This window comes from Hwanghaeella grinnelliae, from assembly GCF_004005845.1.
Taxonomy (GTDB): Bacteria; Pseudomonadota; Alphaproteobacteria; order UBA8366; family Aestuariispiraceae; genus Hwanghaeella; species Hwanghaeella grinnelliae.
Genome location: NZ_SADE01000002.1, coordinates 1257694 through 1275088 on the forward strand (window position 1 = coordinate 1257694; position 17395 = coordinate 1275088).

Here is a 17395-nt window from a genome sequence, read left to right on the forward strand (position 1 = left end):
CCTATTGTGCCGGCGGCGACAATCGCCTCAAGACCAGCCAGGACAGGCCCAGGCCGATCAGAACGCCCGTGGTATTCGCGAAAACGTCCCAGCCGCTCATCATCCGTCCGGGGATGAAGGATTGGGCGATTTCGATGGCGATGCCATAGACGACAATCGCAGCGGCGAGCATCAAAGGGCCGGGCCTGTCGCGGTAACCGATCCGTCCCGCCGCGGTCAGCGCCGCATAGGCGACGAAATGTTCGATCTTGTCCGACGCACCGGATTGCACGGCGAACTGCAACGGCAACAGGGACAACACGGTAACGGCCGCAAGGACAAGCCAGAAGCCCAACCTGGCGGCAAGGGATAACCAATGCATGCTGTGACGTCCCGATTGCGGTCGTGGTGGATGCGGCGGCGGGATACTGCGTCAGGCAGGCTTGGCGGACAAGGTGCTACGGACCGCCTGGCGCCATAGGCCGTAGCGCCGCTCCCGCTCATCGCCCGGCATTGCGGGTTCGAAACGCCGTTCCAATGCCCAGCTTTCCGCGAAGACGTCGGGCGGGGGATAGAAGCCCGCCTGCAGTCCCGCCAGATAACCCGCGCCCAGCGCCGTCGTTTCCAGGACGGCCGGCCGATCGACCGGGGCGTTCAGCGTGTCGGCTAGCCGCTGCATGGTCCAGTCGGAGGCGACCATGCCGCCATCGACCCGCAGCACCGTATCGGCGGATGACGTCCAATCGCCGCGCATCGCTTCGATCAGGTCGCGGGTTTGGAAACAGACGCTTTCCAGGGCGGCGAGGGAGAGTTCCGCCGGCCCGGTGCCGCGCGTCAACCCGAACAGCGCGCCGCGGCAGTCCGCGTCCCAATACGGTGCGCCCATGCCGGTGAAGGCGGGCACAAGGATGACGTCCTGTTCCGGGTCCGCCTTTGCGGCGCGGTCGCCCGATTCCGCGGCGTCCCGCAGAATCCCCAATCCGTCGCGCAGCCATTGAACCGCGGCGCCGGCGACGAAAATCGAGCCTTCCAGCGCATAGGTCGTTTCCCCGTTCAACCGGTAGGCGATGGTGGTCAGCAGCCGGTTCTTGGACGTGACCGGGTCCGTGCCCGTATTCAAAAGCGCGAAACAGCCTGTGCCGTAGGTGGATTTGGCCATGCCGGGCCGGAAACAGGCCTGGCCGACCGTTGCTGCCTGCTGGTCGCCGGCGATGCCCAGCACCGGGATCGGCGCGCCGAACAGGTCGGGCAAGGTCGTGCCGAACTGGGCGGCGGAATCCAAAACCTCGGGCAGAAGGGACCGGGGCACGCGGATCAGGTCCAGCAGTTCGTCGTCCCAGCGGTTTTCGCGGATATTGTACAGCATGGTGCGGCTGGCATTGGTGGCGTCGGTCGCATGCACCTTGCCGCCGGTCAAATGCCAGAGCAGGTAGCTGTCGACCGTGCCGAAGGCGAGTTCGCCGCGTTCCGCCGCGTCCCTTGCGCCGGGCACTTCGTCCAGGATCCAGGCGGCCTTGGTGCCTGAGAAATAGGGATCCAAAAGCAGGCCGGTCCTTTCGGTCACCAGCGCTTCGTGACCAGCGGCCTTCAGTGTGGCGCAGGTCTCGGCGGTGCGGCGGTCCTGCCAGACGATGGCGCGGTGGATGGGCTTGCCGGTTTTGCGGTCCCAGACCAGTGTGGTTTCGCGCTGATTGGTGATGCCGATGGCGGCGATGTCGCCCGCCGTGGCGCCGGCCTGTTTCATCGCCGTGCGGCAGGTCGACAATGTCGTGCGCCACAGGTCGTCGGCCTCGTGCTCGACCCAGCCGGATCGCGGGAAATGCTGATCGAATTCTTCCTGGGCGATGGCGGCGACTGCGACATTCTCGTCAAAGAGGATCGCCCGGCTGGATGTCGTGCCCTGATCGATCGCCAATACGAATTTACCCACCTGTAACCTCCCCAGCTTACTCTTCTATTGGACCTGCGGCTCGACCCGGTCGCGCTCTTTAGTCGGCGCTGCAAGGCCAGGGTCAAACGGTAGCGGCCCGGTGGTTTTTCATCCAGTCCGAAACGCCGCGACGCTCCTCTTCGGTCAGGCGCAGGCCCAGTTTGGACCGGCGCCACAGCAGATCGTCGCCATCGACCGCCCATTCCTCGGCCATCAGATAGGCGACCTCACGCGCGTATAGATCCGCCCCGAAATGCTGGCCCAGATCCTCAAGCGAGGTCGCATCGCCGAGCACCGAAGCCGCACGCGTCCCATAGGCATGGACGAGGCGGGCCGCGGTCTTGGGCGCCAGGAAAGGGTAAGTGTCGCGCAAGCCGTCAATCAATGCGGGATGCGACCCGACGGGGAAGTCGCCGCCGGGCAGGGCGGCGCCCGCGGTCCAGGTCCGGCCCATTTCCGGCAAATAGGGTTTCAGCTTGGCGAGCGCTTCCTCCGCCAAATGGCGATAGGTGGTGATCTTGCCGCCGAAGATGTTCAGCAGGGCCGCTTCGCCCGCCCGCGCGTGCAGGTCCAAAACGAAATCGCGGGTTGCCGTCTGCGCCGCGCTGGCGCCGTCGTCATAGAGCGGACGCACACCGGAATAGGTCCAAACCACGTCGTCGGGATGGATCGGATCGGCGAAATAGGCGCTCGCGGCTTCGCAAAGATAGGCGATTTCCCCATCAGAGATGCGCACGTCCTTCGGGTCTTCGGTGAAATCCACATCCGTGGTGCCGATCAGGGTGAAATCCTGCTCGTATGGAATGGCGAAGATGATGCGCCCGTCCGCGTTCTGAAAGATATAGGCGCGGTCGTGATCGTATTTCCGGGGAATGACGATATGGCTTCCCTTCACCAGCCGGACGGACGCCTTGCTGTTGACCCCGATGCTGCGGGACAGAACCTCCGCAACCCAGGGGCCGGCGGCGTTCACCAAGGCTTTGGCGCGGATGGTCCGGTCGGTTCCGGTGGTTTCGTCATGCAGGGTGACGGCCCAGACGCCGCCCTCCCGCTTGGCGCCGGTCACCGAGGTCCGCGTCAGAATATCGGCCCCCCGATCGGCGGCGTCGACGGCGTTCAGCGCCACCAGGCGCGCATCGTCGACCCAACAGTCGGAATATTCAAAGGCCTTGGTAAAGCTGTCGCGCAAGGGGCGTCCGGCATCGTCTTTCCGCAAATCGAGTGTCCGGCTTCCGGGCAGGATCTTCCGGCCGCCCAGATGATCGTACAGGAACAGTCCCAGACGGATCAGCCAAGCCGGGCGCAGCCCGCTGTGATGGGGCAGAACGAAGCGCAGCGGCCAGGCGATATGAGGCACCATGGACAGCAGAACTTCGCGTTCCTTCAGGGATTCACGCACCAATCCGAATTCGTAGTGTTCCAGATAACGCAGCCCGCCATGAATCAGTTTGGTCGAGGCGGAGGAGGTTCCGATCGCCAGATCGCGCTGTTCCGCCAGTAGAACATTCAGACCCCGTCCCGCGGCGTCGCGTGCGATACCGCAGCCGTTCACGCCGCCGCCGATGATCGCGATATCATAGATCTGCTCTATCACCTGGGGGTCCCCACCTGAAAGTCGCGCTGCACTGCATCATGATATGCGTGTTTGCGAAAGAAAACGAAAGCGAAACGAATATAGCGCCGCCTTCGCTGGGATTTCAAGACTCTCGGGCGACCAAAATCTGCACCCCAGCTTCCGTGCACATATCGGAAATCGGCTTGGGCGGCGGCGCATCGGTGACGAATGTATTGATATGGGAGATATGGCCGATCCGGACCGAAGCGGACCGCCCGAACTTGCTGCCATCGGCCACGAGAATGGTGTGGCGCGCGTTTTCGATGATCGCCTGGGCGACTTTCACCTCGCGGTAGTCATAGTCCAGCAAGGTCCCGTCGGCATCGATGGCCGACACGCCGATGACCGCGAAATCGACCTTGAACTGGCGTATGAAATCAACCGCGGCCTCCCCGACGATGCCGCCGTCCGAATGCCGCACGACACCGCCGGCGACGATGATCTCGCAGTCGGGGCTGACGCTTAAGATATTGACAACATTTATATTATTCGTAATCACCATCAATCCGCGTTTGTCTCGCAGCGCCTGGGCCACCTGTTCGGTCGTGGTGCCGATATTGATCAGGATGGTGCAGTCATCGGGGATGATCGAGGCGGTCGCGAGCCCGATCTTCTGTTTTTCATCGACGGCCAGGCGGCGCCTTGCATCGTATCCGAAATTGGAAACCCCCGCGGCGACGACCGCGCCGCCATGGACGCGCCCCAAAAGCCCTTGTGCGCACAGATCGTTAAGGTCCTTGCGGATCGTTTGCGGTGTCACGTCGAAGGTTGTTGCCAGATCCTCGACCATCACGCGGCCGGAGCTGCGCGCGAGGGCGAGAATATCGATCTGTCTTGGCGTCAAAGGTTCCATCGGCTCCTACCTATATCCCTCAAACCGCCTGGTGCGGTAGTTCAGGATGGATAATGTGAACGCATATGTGAAAATAAGACATTAGCATTTTCGGTTGACGTTCGTTTTCTTTCGAATGAATATTAGTTCCGCAAGGTACATAAAAAGTTTCTCGGGAGGAAACCAATGAAGAGGCAATTGTTGGCTGCGGTCGCCGCAGTCGGTATTTGCGCTTTCGGCTCTGCCGCATACGCGGGCATGGACGAAGCCAAAAAATGGATCGATTCGGAATTTCAGCCATCCACCCTTTCCAAGCAAGAGCAGCTTTCGGAAATGGAGTGGTTCATCAAGGCGGCTGAACCGTTCAAGGGCATGGAAATCAACGTCCTGTCCGAAACGATCCCGACCCACGAATATGAATCCAAGACCCTGACCAAGGCGTTTGAGGAAATCACCGGCATCAAGGTGAACCACCAGCTGTTGGGTGAAGGGGAAGTCGTGCAGGCGGTGCAAACCCAAATGCAGACGAACCGCAACCTGTACGACGCCTATGTGAACGACTCCGACCTGATCGGCACGCATTCGCGCCTGCAACTGGCGGTGAACCTGTCCGACTTCATGGAAGGCGACGGTAAGGACGTCACCAACCCGATGCTCGACCTGGACGACTTCATGGGCAAGTCCTTCACGACCGGGCCGGATGGCAAGCTCTATCAGTTGCCCGACCAGCAGTTCGCGAACCTGTACTGGTTCCGCAAGGACTGGTTCGACGACCCGGACAACAAAGCCGCGTTTAAGGCGAAATACGGTTACGATCTGGGCGTACCCGTGAACTGGTCGGCCTATGAAGACATCGCCGAGTTCTTCACCAACGATGTGAAGGAAATCGACGGCGTCCGCGTCTATGGCCATATGGATTACGGCAAGCGCGCGCCCGATCTGGGCTGGCGCATGACCGATGCCTGGCTTTCCATGGCCGGCGCCGGTTCCAAGGGCCTGCCGAACGGCGTGCCGATCGACGAATGGGGCATCCGCATGGAAGCGGGCAGCTGCAACCCGGCCGGCGCATCTGTCAGCCGCGGTGGTGGAACCAACGGCCCGGCGGCGGTCTATGCGATCCGCAAATGGGACGAATGGCTACGTCAGTATGCGCCCCCGGGTGCGGCCGACTATGACTTCTATCAGTCGCTGCCGGCGTTGAGCCAAGGCAATGTCGCCCAGCAGATCTTCTGGTACACGGCCTTCACCGCGTCGATGGTCGCGCCGAAGTCAGACGGCAACAACACCGTCGACGATGCCGGCAAGCCGCTGTGGCGGATGGCGCCCTCGCCGCATGGCCCGTATTGGGAAGAAGGCCAGAAGCTGGGCTATCAGGATGCCGGGTCCTGGACGCTGTTCAAATCCACCCCGCTCGACCGTCAGAAAGCGGCTTGGCTCTATGCCCAATTCGTCGTGTCCAAGACCGTCGACGTCAAGAAAAGCCATGTCGGTCTGACCTTCATCCGCGACAGTACGGTACGCGATCAGAGCTTTACCGACCGCGCGCCGAACCTGGGCGGCTTGGTTGAGTTCTATCGCTCGCCCGACCGGGTCCTGTGGAGCCCGACCGGCGTGAACGTGCCCGACTATCCGAAGCTGGCCCAGCTGTGGTGGCAGAATATCGGTGACGTGAATTCCGGCACCTTCACCCCGCAGGAAGCCATGGACCGGCTTGCCGGCGAGATGGACCAGGTCATGTCCCGCATGGAACGCGCGGACAAGGCGAACGAAACCTATGGCGGCTGCGGTCCGCGCCTGAACGAGGAAAAAGATCCCTCCGATTGGCTCGGCAAGGGCGGCGCCAAGGCGAAACTGGCCAATGAAAAGCCGAAAGGCGAGACCGTCGACTATGACGAACTCGTCAAACGCTGGGCCGCGAATTAAGCGCGCGGTTTAGGATCTCCCAGTATCCGGATGCACACATTCCTTCGGGAAAAGGTGCATCCGGACGGTCCTAAAGGGGGCGTGAACCCCGGCGGGCCGCCAATGCAGTATCGGCGGGGCGTTCATCCACCAGCCGAGATGTGAGGATCCCTCGTCAGCCGGCCCGGATCGCGGACACCCGTTCCGGGCCGGTTCGACAGGGCTCAAGATTTTCGCGCCAAGCCCTTATGGGCAGCGCGAGCAGATGTGAAGAGTGCCGCCGGCAATGACGCTCGAACTCCGCCAAATCGAAAAGACCCTGGGCACGGATGTGCATATTCATCCGACCGACCTCGTCCTGGAAGCGGGCGGGTTCAATATTCTGCTGGGCACGACGCTTTCGGGGAAGACGACCCTGATGCAGTTGATGGCGGGACTGGACCGGCCAACCGGCGGGACGCTGCATTTCAACGGCAAGGACGTGACCGGCATGCGGGTGCAGAACCGCAATGTCAGCATGGTCTACCAGCAGTTCATCAACTACCCGAATTTCACGGTGTATGAGAATATCGCCTCGCCGCTACGCGTGGCGCGGATGCCGGATGCGGAGATAAAGAAACGCGTCGGCGCGATGGCGGACTTGATGCGCTTGTCGCCCATGCTGGACCGGAAACCGGCGGAACTGTCGGGCGGACAGCAGCAACGCACGGCGCTGGCCCGCGCGCTGGTCAAGGATTCCGAATTGGTCCTGCTGGACGAGCCGCTGGCGAATCTGGATTTCAAACTGCGCGAGGAATTGCGCGAGGAATTGCCGAAGCTGTTCGCCGACCGGAATTGCATCGTGGTCTATGCCACGACGGAACCGATTGAGGCCCTGTTGCTGGGCGGGTCGACGGCAACCTTGCATGAAGGCCGCGTTACCCAATTCGGCCCGACCGGCGATGTTTATCGCAATCCGAAGGATGTGATCAGCGCCCAGGTCTTTTCGGAACCGCCGATGAACACGGCGACGGTGCGAAAGGTCGGCGACCGGGTCGATCTGGGCGGCATCGCCTATTGGCCCTGCCCGGCGGTCCTGTCGGACAAGCCGGATGGAGATTATCAGATCGGCCTGCGCCCGCATCACGTGACACCGGCGGCAAACACGCCCGATGGAGCACAGGACGGCTGCGTAAAAATATCGGGCGAAGTGCTGGTGACGGAATTGAGCGGGTCCGAAAGCACCGTCCATTTCAAGGTTGGGCCGGAGGTCTGGGTCTCACTCGCCCATGGCATTCATTCCTTCGGCGTGGGGGAGGTGGCGGACCTGCAAGCCGATCTTTCCCGCGCCTTCTATTTCGGGGCCGACGGCGCCCTGATTTCATCGTAGGGGAGATCCAGGATGGCACGGATCACGCTCGATAAACTCGGACATTCCTACATGGAAAACCCGGTCGCGGATGCGGATTGGGCGTTGAAACAGGTGGATATCACCTGGGACGACGGCGGCGCCTATGCGCTGCTGGGACCAAGCGGCTGCGGGAAGACCACCTTGCTGAACATCATCTCGGGCCTGTTGCGTCCATCGCAGGGCAGGGTGCTTTTCGACGATGACGACGTCACGGCGCTCAGCCCCGACCAACGACATATCGCCCAGGTGTTCCAGTTCCCGGTCGTCTACGACACGATGACGGTTTACGAAAACCTGGCCTTTCCCTTGCGCAACCGGGGCGTGGACAGTGCGACCACGGACAAGCGCGTGCGCGAAATCGCCGAGTTCATCGACATGACGCACCGGCTGGACGACCGCGCCAAGGGGCTGACCGCGGACGGTAAGCAGAAAATTTCGCTGGGCCGTGGCTTGGTGCGCACGGATGTCAACGTGATCATGTTCGACGAACCGCTGACCGTGATCGACCCGCATTTGAAATGGGAATTGCGGTCCAAGCTGAAGGAGCTGCATCAGCGTGTCGGACGCACCATGATCTATGTGACCCATGACCAGACCGAGGCGCTTACCTTCGCCGACAAAGTCGTGGTGATGAACGAGGGTGAGGTTGTTCAGATCGGTACGCCGGTCGATTTGTTCGAACGCCCGCAGCATACCTTCGTCGGTCATTTCATCGGCTCGCCCGGTATGAATGTGCTGCCCTGCACGGTCGATGGCGGGAAGGTTTATCTGGGCGGTAATCAGATTGCGGTGGCGAACGACGCCGCTCAGGGCGGCGGCACGGCTGAGATCGGTGTCCGGCCCGAATTCGTAAGCTTCGCCGATAACGGCTTGCCGGCAACGGTGGTCAAGGTCAGCGATGCCGGGCGGCATAAGATTGTCGAGACGCGCTGCGCCGACCAGACCCTGCGCATGCTAATTAGTGAGGGGGTCGAGATCCCGGCGGACGGTGTGAAGCTTGCCTTCGATACGGCGAATACACGGCTTTATACCGATGGCTGGCTGGCGGGCAGTCGATCAGCCGGGGGAGAGGGGCGATGAACAAAACGGTCAATCAAAAGGCCTGGCTGTTCGTCCTGCCGGTCTTCATTCTGGTCGCCTTCAACGCCGTCATCCCGCTGATGACCGTGGTGAACTATTCGGTTCAGGAAACCTTCGGCGACAATACATTCTTCTGGTCCGGCGTGCTGTGGTTCACGGAAATCCTGCAATCCGAACGCTTCCATGACAGCCTGGGCCGGCAGATGATTTTCACTTTCTCAATCCTGGCGATTGAGGTGCCGTTGGGCGTGGCCATCGCGCTGACCATGCCGCGCAAGGGGGCCTGGGTGCCGGTCTGCCTGGTGTTGATGGCGCTGCCGCTATTGATTCCGTGGAACGTGGTGGGCGCGATGTGGAACATCTTCGCCCTGCCGGATATCGGTTTGCTGGGCTATGGGCTCAACGCGATGGGTTTCGACTACAACTTTACGCGCCAGATCGGCGATGCCTGGTTCACGCTGATCCTGATGGATGTCTGGCATTGGACCTCGCTGGTGGTGCTGCTGGCCTATGCCGGGTTGGTGTCGATCCCGGACGCCTATTATCAGGCGGCGAAGATTGACGGGGCCGGGGCCTTCGCCATCTTCCGTTACATACAATTGCCGAAGATGAAGCGGGTTCTGACCATCGCCGTGCTGCTGCGCTTCATGGACAGTTTTATGGTCTATACCGAAGCGGTGGTGCTGACCGGCGGCGGGCCGGGGAATTCGACCACGCTGCTCTCCATCGATCTGGTGAAGATCGCGCTGGGTCAGTTCGATCTGGGGCCGGCGGCGGCGATGTCGATCATCTATTTCCTGATCATCCTGGCGCTCAGCTGGGTGTTCTACACGCTGATGATGCGGAATGAAGAGAGCTAGGGGATCAGAAATATGAAACGCACCGCCATTGTCCCCGCCCTCTACATCGTCTTCCTGATGCTGCCGATCTATTGGCTGGTCTCCATGTCGTTCAAGACGACGAACGAGATCCTGGGCGGGTTCAGCCTGTATCCGCGCGACTTCACGCTGGAAAACTATATCGTCATCTTTACCGACCCGGTCTGGTATACGGGCTATCTGAATTCCATGGCCTATGTGTCGCTGAACACGGTGTTGTCGGTCGCCTGCGCCCTGCCGGCCGCCTATGCGTTCAGCCGCTATCGCTTCATCGGCGACAAGCATCTGTTCTTCTGGCTGCTGACCAACCGCATGGCCCCGCCGGCGGTTTTCGCCCTGCCGTTCTTCCAGCTTTACTCGGCGGTGGGATTGTTCGACACGCATATCGCCGTCGCCCTCAGCCATACGCTGTTCAACATTCCGCTGGCGGTCTGGATTCTGGAAGGCTTCATGTCCGGCGTGCCGAAGGAATTGGATGAAACCGCCTATGTGGACGGCCATTCTTTCTGGAGCTTCTTCCTGAAGATTTTCATCCCCACCATCGCGGCGGGGATCGGCGTGGCCTGCTTCTTCTGCTTCATGTTCAGTTGGGTGGAACTGCTGCTGGCCAAGACATTGACGGCGGTGGAAGCGAAACCGATCGCGGCCACCATGACCCGAACGGCCAGTACGTCGGGCTATGAGCTGGGGCTGCTGGCGGCGGCGGGAACGCTGACCATCGTGCCCGGCGCCTTCGTGATCTATTTCGTCAGAAACTACATCGCCAAGGGCTTCGCCCTCGGGCGCGTCTAAGGAAGGGAGGGAATAGAAATGCTGGACCTCACCTGGATGGCCTGGACCTGGCCGACGACCCTGTTCTTCGTGTTCATCGCGCTCTGCCTGACCGCCATGACGGTCTGGGAATTGAAATCCCCCGGCGGCGGCCCGCGCCGCGGCATCCTCACGCTGGAAACAACACGCGGCGACCGGTTGTTCATCTCCCTCCTGGGCAGCGCCTTCATCCACCTAGCCTGGCTCGGCCTCATCGGCGACCCGCTCTGGGCTGCGACGATCATCTCCGTCGTCTATGCGGGGGCGGTGTTTCGGTGGGTGTGAAGTCGGGGACCCTTACTCCTGACCTGCAAGAATAGTCTCCCAGTTTCTGCCGCCGTAGAACAGACGCAGGATCACTACGCGTTCTTCCTCGACAGTAAAGGCAATGGAAACGCGCTTCTCAAAACCAACGATCCGTAAGCCTGGGCGAATGTCGTTTCTTGCTCGGCCGCGTTCACTGGCGTTTCGGAAGCTTTGGCAATAGGCTTCAAGCCGGTCGATGTAGCCTAAGGCGACGCTTGTCCCAGCCACTTCAGCTAACCGATCATAGAGACGAAGCAGATCATCCCGTGCCTCTGGCGAAATGACGACATTCCGTGTTTTCACACCGCCTTGTCCGCACGCTTCGCATGACGCTTGCGAACCTCTGCGAAGGCATCCGCCGTCGGAATTGCCCGAGAGGGATCCTCGTGCATGGCGTCATAAACCGGCGCGACCTCTTCGCGCAGCCATCTCTCGACGGCAGCGTCCCGTTCCTGCAAGGCGCGCAACCCGGCGCGTACAACCTCACTGGCGGATGCATAAGCACCGGAGGATACCAACTCATCGACGAAATCCGCATGCTCTGCGGGCAGGCTGATTGTGCGTTTCTGAATTCTGGACATGTTCCAAATCTCCTTGCGAGAGCAGAATAGCACGAGGTATGAATAAATCATACTGCGATTTGTGCGGCGACCAATCAAGACGACGGCTGCTACCAAAGCCAATTTGGGACAATGCTTTGCAATGAGACTGAACACAAAAATGAGAGATCTGCTGCACGGCGTTCAACCGGCAAACTTAGTCATTTCCCCTTCTCTCCAATTGCTTCTGGACGAAGGATTTCTTTGGCGGGGTGGTGCCTGTTTGTTAGCGCATTTTGCAGATGGTCAAAGGAACTTTCGCCCGAACGACTACCAAGATTTAACAGGCTACGAATGTGCCGTGAACTCGCTGCATATTGAGGACTATGCGACAACAGACGTTGTTGCCCAAACTTATATGTTTGTTGAGCAACTGGTGGGCATGTGGAACCGGACACATACAGATGAAAAGGCCAGAGTGATTGTCACAAGTGACGAAGGAGATGTCGTGGTGAAAATGCATACCATCAGAATTGGGGAAGAGTACCTTGCTGCCGACTTGGAAGGTTACTTGGATGCCGTGTTGGAAGTGGACACGACTGACGAACTGGAAAATGAAGACAGCTTGTTAGACTTCGCCCGCAGCATGAATACGAAGAAAATATAATGACAAGTGTCGCGACGGCGATACCTGTAACACGGCGTTCTCTATCCTCGGCTTCGGTTCTGGGTTCCGTTTTTGCTTCGCCTTATTAATGCACTGTCACCGGATTATTAGACAGACGACTTGTCTAGATTTGGGTCAGCCGGAGAAAGGCGTCCTCTTTCCATTCGGTTTCTATGAGATTGACGTCCAGCCCGTTCGTAATAGAGAGAAAATGCCCCGCGTCGGTGAAGGCTACTCCCCCTAAAGCCCACCAATCATAGTCATTGAGGGTGTGCTGCAGTTCGACGCACCACACATTTTCGATTTCGAAGTCTTCGTAAACAGCAAATTTCCGAAGCTCGAAGCGTTCGTCTCCATACCAACTCACGCGGTCGTCTAATTTCACAGTGTCGGTGGTAACCGAAAATTCCTCGAGTTTTTGGGCGCAAAGTTCGATTTGGCATGCGTCGGTGACAACAATCACTGGAGCATCCAGCCAATACTCGCCGTATTCCAGGCTCCAAACACACCAAACATCGAGAATTTTTTGACCTGACAAAGAACGCAGAAATGATCCGTTCCTGGATACGAAATCATCAACGTTATCCAGGAACTGCGGTTTGTAGTTCCTCAGGCCCCGTTCGTAGTCCTCTTCCATCTCGCGAGCCTATTGCTTTAGCCCATAGTTGCCTACGCCTTTTTTGGCATCCTGCTCCACGCATCCAGCGCCGCGATTTTGTAGGCTTCGGCGAGGGTCGGGTAGTTGAAAGTGTTCCCGACGAAATATTCCAGCGTGCCATTCAGGTTCAGGACCGCCTGGCTCGGCCTCATCGGCGACCCGCTCTGGGTGGCGACGATTATCTCCGTCGTCTATGCGGGGGCGGTGTTTCGGTGGGTGTGAGGGGCAGACCTCATTGTGGGACGCGTAGATCGTCAAAAAAGGCAACGACACGATCGGCAGCGACGCGCCACCTGGTAATCTGTTCTAGAGGAAGGAAGAAGGAATACGCCATATGGTCTTCTTCCACGCGGATCTGGCAAAGCCGGTCCTCCCAGGCGCCGCGTAAGCAATTCAAAACGACACGTCGCCCTGAAACCGGGTCAATCCCGGCGACAACGACGCCTTGGCCGCTTTTCAGAACATCGATGTCCATTGCCGATACTTCCTGGACTCTATCAAGCGATAGCGCGTCATCGGGAATGCGGGCGGGGCGGACGTTGTATCGAATTTCCAAAAGGTCGTCGAAGAACCGGGCGCGGTCACGGGTCCCTATGAGCATGTCGCTGCGCACGGCTAGAGAATTGGGGGTGACGATTGGCAAAAACTCGGGCGGTACAGAGTATAGATGCGGTCCGACGGCGACGCGCTGAATGTCGATTATCTCTGTTCTCAACGCATCGGCAAAGTCCGTGCGTGGGAAGCAACTCCCGATATTGCCGTGCCGGCCGTTTCGGTAGAATTCTTGCTTGCGAATAGACCAGTTGCCGACGATCCGGACCATGTCGTCATCGCGCACCATCAATGTCAAATGGGGAGACCGGTACCCCTTTTTCAAAGAGAAGAAACCGAGTTGGGCGATTGAGGACAGGGCCTTTTCCCTATGGTTGGTGGCAAGACACCAGGGCTGGCCGTCGGCGATCTCGACCGCTTGCGTGAGTATTCGTGATGGTTGCTCCTTCCCGACCAGCGCAACGATGGACAAACACATGCAGGCAGTGGCGCCGATAACCGAGAATCGAAAGCGCCGGATAGCGGCAAATCCGGCCGCTGATAGACAACCGGCCAACACAATGCCGAAATCGAGCGGTCGACCCAATGCACTGCCACCAAGTATGTTGGCTAGAAGGATGGCGAGCGTAAGGCCCACAACAGCCCCGGTGGCCACAAGAATTCCGAAGTCGATTGCGGCGCGCCAGCAGGTTTCAGGACCCTTGATCGATGCAGATGTGAGCCGTCCCCTCGCCGTTGCAACGATCAACCGTAGCGCTAATGCAGCCAGCACTATGATGCATAAGAGCACCAAAATGGCATTGCCGACAAAATAACCGAAATTTTGGTCCGACCAACGCACTGGGCCAAAGAGCAGCGATGCGGCGACAAACGCAATCACGGACAAGACCGCAGCACGCCACATCAGGAAGAGCTGCATGAGGGGGGAAATCAGGCCCAATACCAGAGCGGATATCGTGCAAGCATCTGCCAACTCTTGGGCCATCGTAAGCGGTCTTTGATTGATATGGGCGTGAACACGGAAAGATGGTAGATTTTCTAGGGCAACAATGTGTCACAATTAGGGCTGGTTCCACACCTTTGGCGCGTGTCGGTTCGACGGTGCTTCACTGAGCACGTGAAAGGGTTGATCGCTATGTTTGGTAAAATCGGAAATGCAGTCTTCAAAGGCGCGGTCTTTGCCTGTATCGCCTATGTCGCCGTCGTTCTTTCCAGCATTCCTGCTTCCCTGCTGCTTCCGTCGTTCGAAGAAGTCACAACCCAGCGCGCCACGAGTTGTTATTGGACAAATGCCATGCTTGTCTTTGTCGAATGCGGAAGCGCTGTGGAGGCCGGGGTGTGGAAGAGTGCCTATTACAACGCCTGGACGATGGCCATCTACAGCCCCTTCATCGCCATGAGCTCGATCAAGGCGTTCGTTCAGGTGCTGCTGGCCTATGCGCCTGCCGTGTTTCTGCTCTATGTGCTCATCCGCATCATCAAACGGACGTGGTCGCGGTGAGGATCTGGCATCCTGCCGGTGATACGAACGCCGGCCGGGTGGCGGGATTGGGACGTTCCTTCAAGGGACGCCATTGCGGCAATGCTGCGAAAAACCGGGACGGGAAGACAGGCGATCCATCCAGGCTGCGATAGCCGGCAGGGCGGGGCGGTCCATCGGGGTCCGCTCCCAGCGGTTGGTGGAGAGCGCGAGCACGATATCGGCGAGGGTGAAATCGCCACCGGCGGCATAGGCGCCGGTGGAACTGAGCCGGTCCTCCAGAATGCGCATCTGCTTGGTCCAGTCGCGGATGCTGGCGTCCTGCACGGCGGGGTCGGCGAAGTCGGGATGGTTGCGGACGCGGCCCATGAAGACGCCGCGCCAGGCGGTGTTCAGGTCGCTCGCCTGCCAGTCCATCCAGCTTTCAACCTGGGCGCGGGCGGCGGGTGTTTCGGGCAGCAGGTCGTGCCGACCTTCGCGCGCGGCGAGATAGCGGCAGATCGTGTTCGATTCGGTCAAGACAAGGCCGCCGTCGACCAGCACCGGAACCAGTCCTTTGGGATTGAGCGCGCGGATGTCCGTGTCCGTCTCGTCATGCGCGGGGGTAAGCCCCAGTTCCGCGCAGGTCCACAAGACCTTGCGGACATTGATCGAAGACGACCGGCCCAGGAGTTTCATGGTGGAGTGACCCTTGGTTTTATGGCGACGCGGTGCGTCCCTAGTTCTTGGCCGGTGTACTGGGGTCGTAGCGCCGGCTGAGCCGTTTCAAAATCATCCGGTCCACGAAATAGGCAGCGTAGCAGAGAACAATGAAAATCGGGCCGACCAGATACCTGTCCGGGTCGCTGAGGAACAATGTCGAAAGAGAATAGTACAACACCGGTACAGCGAACGGTGCCGAAAAAAGCAAAACAAGCCGAAGCGGCGACACGCCCCATTTCCACGCGAGTTTGACGGAGCTGTAGACCAGCCATGCAAAGATGATCGGTAGAAGGACTGACATAATAGCGCTGAAAAAAGACTTCGCTCCATCATCGTCAGCGAGAGCTGGAAAGGGCGCGACCAGCATGGCGGCCAGAAAAGCGAACTGAAGCATTGCGGACACGCGGCTATCCCTTCCTCGGCATCCTATTCCACGCATCCAACGCGGCGATTTTGTAGGCTTCGGCCAGGGTCGGGTAGTTGAAGGTGTTTTCCACGAAGTATTCCAGCGTGCCTTTCAGGTTCAGGACCGCCTGGCCGATATGGATCAGCTCGGTCGCGCCTTCGCCGACGATATGGACGCCCAGCAGGCGGTGGGTCTTGATGGAGAAGATCATTTTCATCATGCCGCTGTCCAAGCCCATGATATGGCCGCGGGAGGTTTCCCGGAACCGGGCGATGCCGCATTCATAGGGTATGCCGCGTTCTTCGACTTCCTCCTCGGTCATGCCGCAGGTGGAAATCTCCGGCACGGCGTAAATGCCATAGGGGAAATATTCCGGCGGCTTCTGCGCTTTCTCCCCCAGCGCGTGGCAGGCGGCGATGCGCCCCTGTTCCATCGAGGTGGAGGCGAGGCTGGGAAAGCCGATGACGTCGCCGGCGGCATAGACATGGGGGACCTCGGTCTGGAAAGTCGCCGGGTTGACCTTGATGCGCCCGCGATGGTCGACCGTCAGGCCGACGGCGTCCAGGTTAAGACTGTCGGTCGCGCCCATCCTGCCCGCCGCGAACAGGACCATGTCGGACTTGCACACCCGGCCGCCTTCCAGATGGGTGATGCATTGGCCGTCTTCCCGCGTCACTTTCACCACGGCCTTGCCCATGCGGAGTGTGACGCCGCGGTCGCGCAGTTGGTGGGTGAAATCCTCGATCAATTCCCGGTCGATGAAATCCAGCATCGTATCCCGCGGTTCGATCAGGGTGGCCGGGACGTCGAGCGCGGAGAAGATCGTCGCGTATTCGACGCCGATGACGCCGGCGCCGATCACCACGATCGACCGGGGAATTCGGTTCACGTCCAACACGTCGTCGCTGTCGAGCACGTTTTCACCGTCGAAGGGCACCCAGTCCGGTCGGAACGGGTTGGTGCCGACGCAGAGCAGGAAGGCCTTGGCGCTGACCAGATGCCGCTCGCCGTCCTCGCCGGTCACTTCCACGGTGTGGGGGTCGGTGAAGCGGGCCGCGCCCATGATTGTATCCACGTGGTTGCGGGCGAATTGATGCTCCAGAACCTCGACTTCATGGTCCAGTGTCTTCAGCAGCCGGTGGCGCAGATCGTCGGAGGAAATGTCCTGCTTCACCCGATAGGCCCGGCCATAGAAGCCGCGCTCGCGCCAGCCCGACAGGTTCAGCACCGTCTCCCGCAAGGTCTTGGACGGGATGGTGCCGGTATGGACCGAAACGCCGCCCACGCGCCGGCCTTTTTCCACAACCAGCGCGTTTCGGCCGAACTTGGCCGCCTGAATGGCCGCGCGCCGCCCGGCCGGGCCGCTGCCCACCACGATCAAATCATATTCGGCTTGCATCTTTTCCCCTGCTTTCGTGCCGGCCGTGTCATTCCCCAGATAGGCATATCGCGATGCATATCATTCCGCACTTCCGCCTGTATATCCGACCAGACTAACCGGAAGCTTGCCAAATTGCGCCGGTTTTATTCCAGCGGCGATCCAACCCGTGCCGGTTTTACCAGACGCGGCCGATATAGGGCGATTATACTATGACTATACTGCGACAATACTGCTATGGGCCCGCTTAAGTGCAGTTGACACAAGGCGCTGTCATGTCATGCTGGTATT

The 17395-nt window shown here is 59.7% G+C and carries 20 protein-coding genes; 8 read left to right on the forward strand and 12 right to left on the reverse strand.

Annotation, left to right across the window (positions count from 1 at the left end; all coding sequences use genetic code 11):
* Position 1: 1 nt before the first annotated feature.
* The 4 genes from EOI86_RS16600 to EOI86_RS16615 form a co-directional block, all read right to left on the reverse strand.
* The gene (locus EOI86_RS16600) at positions 2–361 is read right to left on the reverse strand and encodes a VanZ family protein (RefSeq protein ID WP_127766260.1); all 360 of its coding nucleotides are present in this window, start codon (positions 359–361) and stop codon (positions 2–4) included.
* Positions 362–412: 51 nt separating this feature from the next.
* Positions 413–1909, reverse strand: a complete 1497-nt coding sequence (glpK, locus tag EOI86_RS16605) for a glycerol kinase GlpK (RefSeq protein ID WP_127766261.1) — start codon at positions 1907–1909, stop codon at positions 413–415.
* Between the two features lie 82 nt (positions 1910–1991).
* Positions 1992–3500 (reverse strand): glycerol-3-phosphate dehydrogenase, encoded by a 1509-nt coding sequence (gene glpD, locus EOI86_RS16610; RefSeq protein ID WP_205032245.1) that lies wholly within the window; start codon positions 3498–3500, stop codon positions 1992–1994.
* A gap of 106 nt (positions 3501–3606) precedes the next feature.
* Positions 3607–4377, reverse strand: a complete 771-nt coding sequence (locus tag EOI86_RS16615; protein ID WP_127766263.1) for a DeoR/GlpR family DNA-binding transcription regulator — start codon at positions 4375–4377, stop codon at positions 3607–3609.
* Positions 4378–4542: 165 nt separating this feature from the next.
* On the opposite strand from EOI86_RS16615, the gene EOI86_RS16620 reads away from it, so the two are divergent.
* From EOI86_RS16620 to EOI86_RS16645, 6 genes are all read left to right on the forward strand, one after another.
* Positions 4543–6279: an ABC transporter substrate-binding protein gene (locus tag EOI86_RS16620; protein ID WP_127766264.1), complete on the forward strand. Its 1737-nt coding sequence runs from the start codon at positions 4543–4545 to the stop codon at positions 6277–6279.
* Between the two features lie 265 nt (positions 6280–6544).
* Positions 6545–7627: an ABC transporter ATP-binding protein gene (locus tag EOI86_RS16625; RefSeq protein ID WP_127766265.1), complete on the forward strand. Its 1083-nt coding sequence runs from the start codon at positions 6545–6547 to the stop codon at positions 7625–7627.
* Positions 7628–7639: 12 nt separating this feature from the next.
* Complete coding sequence (locus EOI86_RS16630; RefSeq protein WP_127766266.1) at positions 7640–8728, forward strand: ABC transporter ATP-binding protein; 1089 nt, start codon at positions 7640–7642, stop codon at positions 8726–8728.
* Positions 8725–9588 carry a carbohydrate ABC transporter permease gene (locus tag EOI86_RS16635; RefSeq protein ID WP_127766267.1) on the forward strand — a complete coding sequence of 288 codons (864 nt, stop codon included), beginning with the start codon at positions 8725–8727 and terminating at the stop codon, positions 9586–9588. The genes EOI86_RS16630 and EOI86_RS16635 overlap by 4 nt, the downstream gene beginning before the upstream one ends.
* Before the next feature lie 12 nt (positions 9589–9600).
* Positions 9601–10398 (forward strand): carbohydrate ABC transporter permease, encoded by a 798-nt coding sequence (locus tag EOI86_RS16640; RefSeq protein WP_127766268.1) that lies wholly within the window; start codon positions 9601–9603, stop codon positions 10396–10398.
* 18 nt (positions 10399–10416) lie between these two features.
* Entirely contained in the window at positions 10417–10701 is a 285-nt protein-coding gene (locus EOI86_RS16645) for a DUF2160 domain-containing protein (protein ID WP_127766269.1), read from the forward strand.
* Positions 10702–10713: 12 nt separating this feature from the next.
* Here the strand turns inward: EOI86_RS16645 and EOI86_RS16650 are convergent, their stop codons facing one another.
* Both EOI86_RS16650 and EOI86_RS16655 read right to left on the reverse strand, forming a co-directional pair.
* Complete coding sequence (locus EOI86_RS16650) at positions 10714–11025, reverse strand: type II toxin-antitoxin system RelE/ParE family toxin (protein ID WP_127766270.1); 312 nt, start codon at positions 11023–11025, stop codon at positions 10714–10716.
* On the reverse strand, positions 11022–11303 hold the full coding sequence (locus EOI86_RS16655; RefSeq protein ID WP_127766271.1) for a type II toxin-antitoxin system ParD family antitoxin: 282 nt from the start codon (positions 11301–11303) through the stop codon (positions 11022–11024). The genes EOI86_RS16650 and EOI86_RS16655 overlap by 4 nt, the downstream gene beginning before the upstream one ends.
* 139 nt (positions 11304–11442) lie before the next feature.
* Here EOI86_RS16655 and EOI86_RS16660 point away from each other — a divergent pair, with 139 nt between their 5' ends.
* Positions 11443–11928 carry a hypothetical protein gene (locus tag EOI86_RS16660; RefSeq protein ID WP_127766272.1) on the forward strand — a complete coding sequence of 162 codons (486 nt, stop codon included), beginning with the start codon at positions 11443–11445 and terminating at the stop codon, positions 11926–11928.
* A gap of 124 nt (positions 11929–12052) precedes the next feature.
* On the opposite strand, the gene EOI86_RS16665 is transcribed toward EOI86_RS16660, so the two are convergent.
* From EOI86_RS16665 to EOI86_RS16670, 3 genes are all read right to left on the reverse strand, one after another.
* Entirely contained in the window at positions 12053–12565 is a 513-nt protein-coding gene (locus EOI86_RS16665) for a hypothetical protein (RefSeq protein ID WP_127766273.1), read from the reverse strand.
* Positions 12566–12597: 32 nt separating this feature from the next.
* Positions 12598–12738, reverse strand: coding sequence for a hypothetical protein (locus tag EOI86_RS24630; protein WP_153811695.1), 141 nt, complete (start codon positions 12736–12738; stop codon positions 12598–12600).
* 80 nt (positions 12739–12818) lie between these two features.
* Complete coding sequence (locus EOI86_RS16670) at positions 12819–14123, reverse strand: hypothetical protein (RefSeq protein WP_127766274.1); 1305 nt, start codon at positions 14121–14123, stop codon at positions 12819–12821.
* A gap of 150 nt (positions 14124–14273) precedes the next feature.
* On the opposite strand from EOI86_RS16670, the gene EOI86_RS16675 reads away from it, so the two are divergent.
* Positions 14274–14639 carry a hypothetical protein gene (locus EOI86_RS16675; protein ID WP_127766275.1) on the forward strand — a complete coding sequence of 122 codons (366 nt, stop codon included), beginning with the start codon at positions 14274–14276 and terminating at the stop codon, positions 14637–14639.
* Between the two features lie 60 nt (positions 14640–14699).
* Here the strand turns inward: EOI86_RS16675 and EOI86_RS16680 are convergent, their stop codons facing one another.
* Genes EOI86_RS16680 through sthA form a run of 3 tightly spaced genes read right to left on the reverse strand, consistent with a single transcriptional unit; the run spans position 14700 to position 17125 of the window.
* Positions 14700–15296, reverse strand: coding sequence for a glutathione S-transferase family protein (locus tag EOI86_RS16680; protein ID WP_127766276.1), 597 nt, complete (start codon positions 15294–15296; stop codon positions 14700–14702).
* Between the two features lie 40 nt (positions 15297–15336).
* Complete coding sequence (locus tag EOI86_RS16685; RefSeq protein ID WP_127766277.1) at positions 15337–15723, reverse strand: hypothetical protein; 387 nt, start codon at positions 15721–15723, stop codon at positions 15337–15339.
* A gap of 4 nt (positions 15724–15727) precedes the next feature.
* On the reverse strand, positions 15728–17125 hold the full coding sequence (sthA, locus tag EOI86_RS16690; protein ID WP_127766278.1) for a Si-specific NAD(P)(+) transhydrogenase: 1398 nt from the start codon (positions 17123–17125) through the stop codon (positions 15728–15730).
* Between the last annotated feature and the right edge of the window lie 270 nt (positions 17126–17395).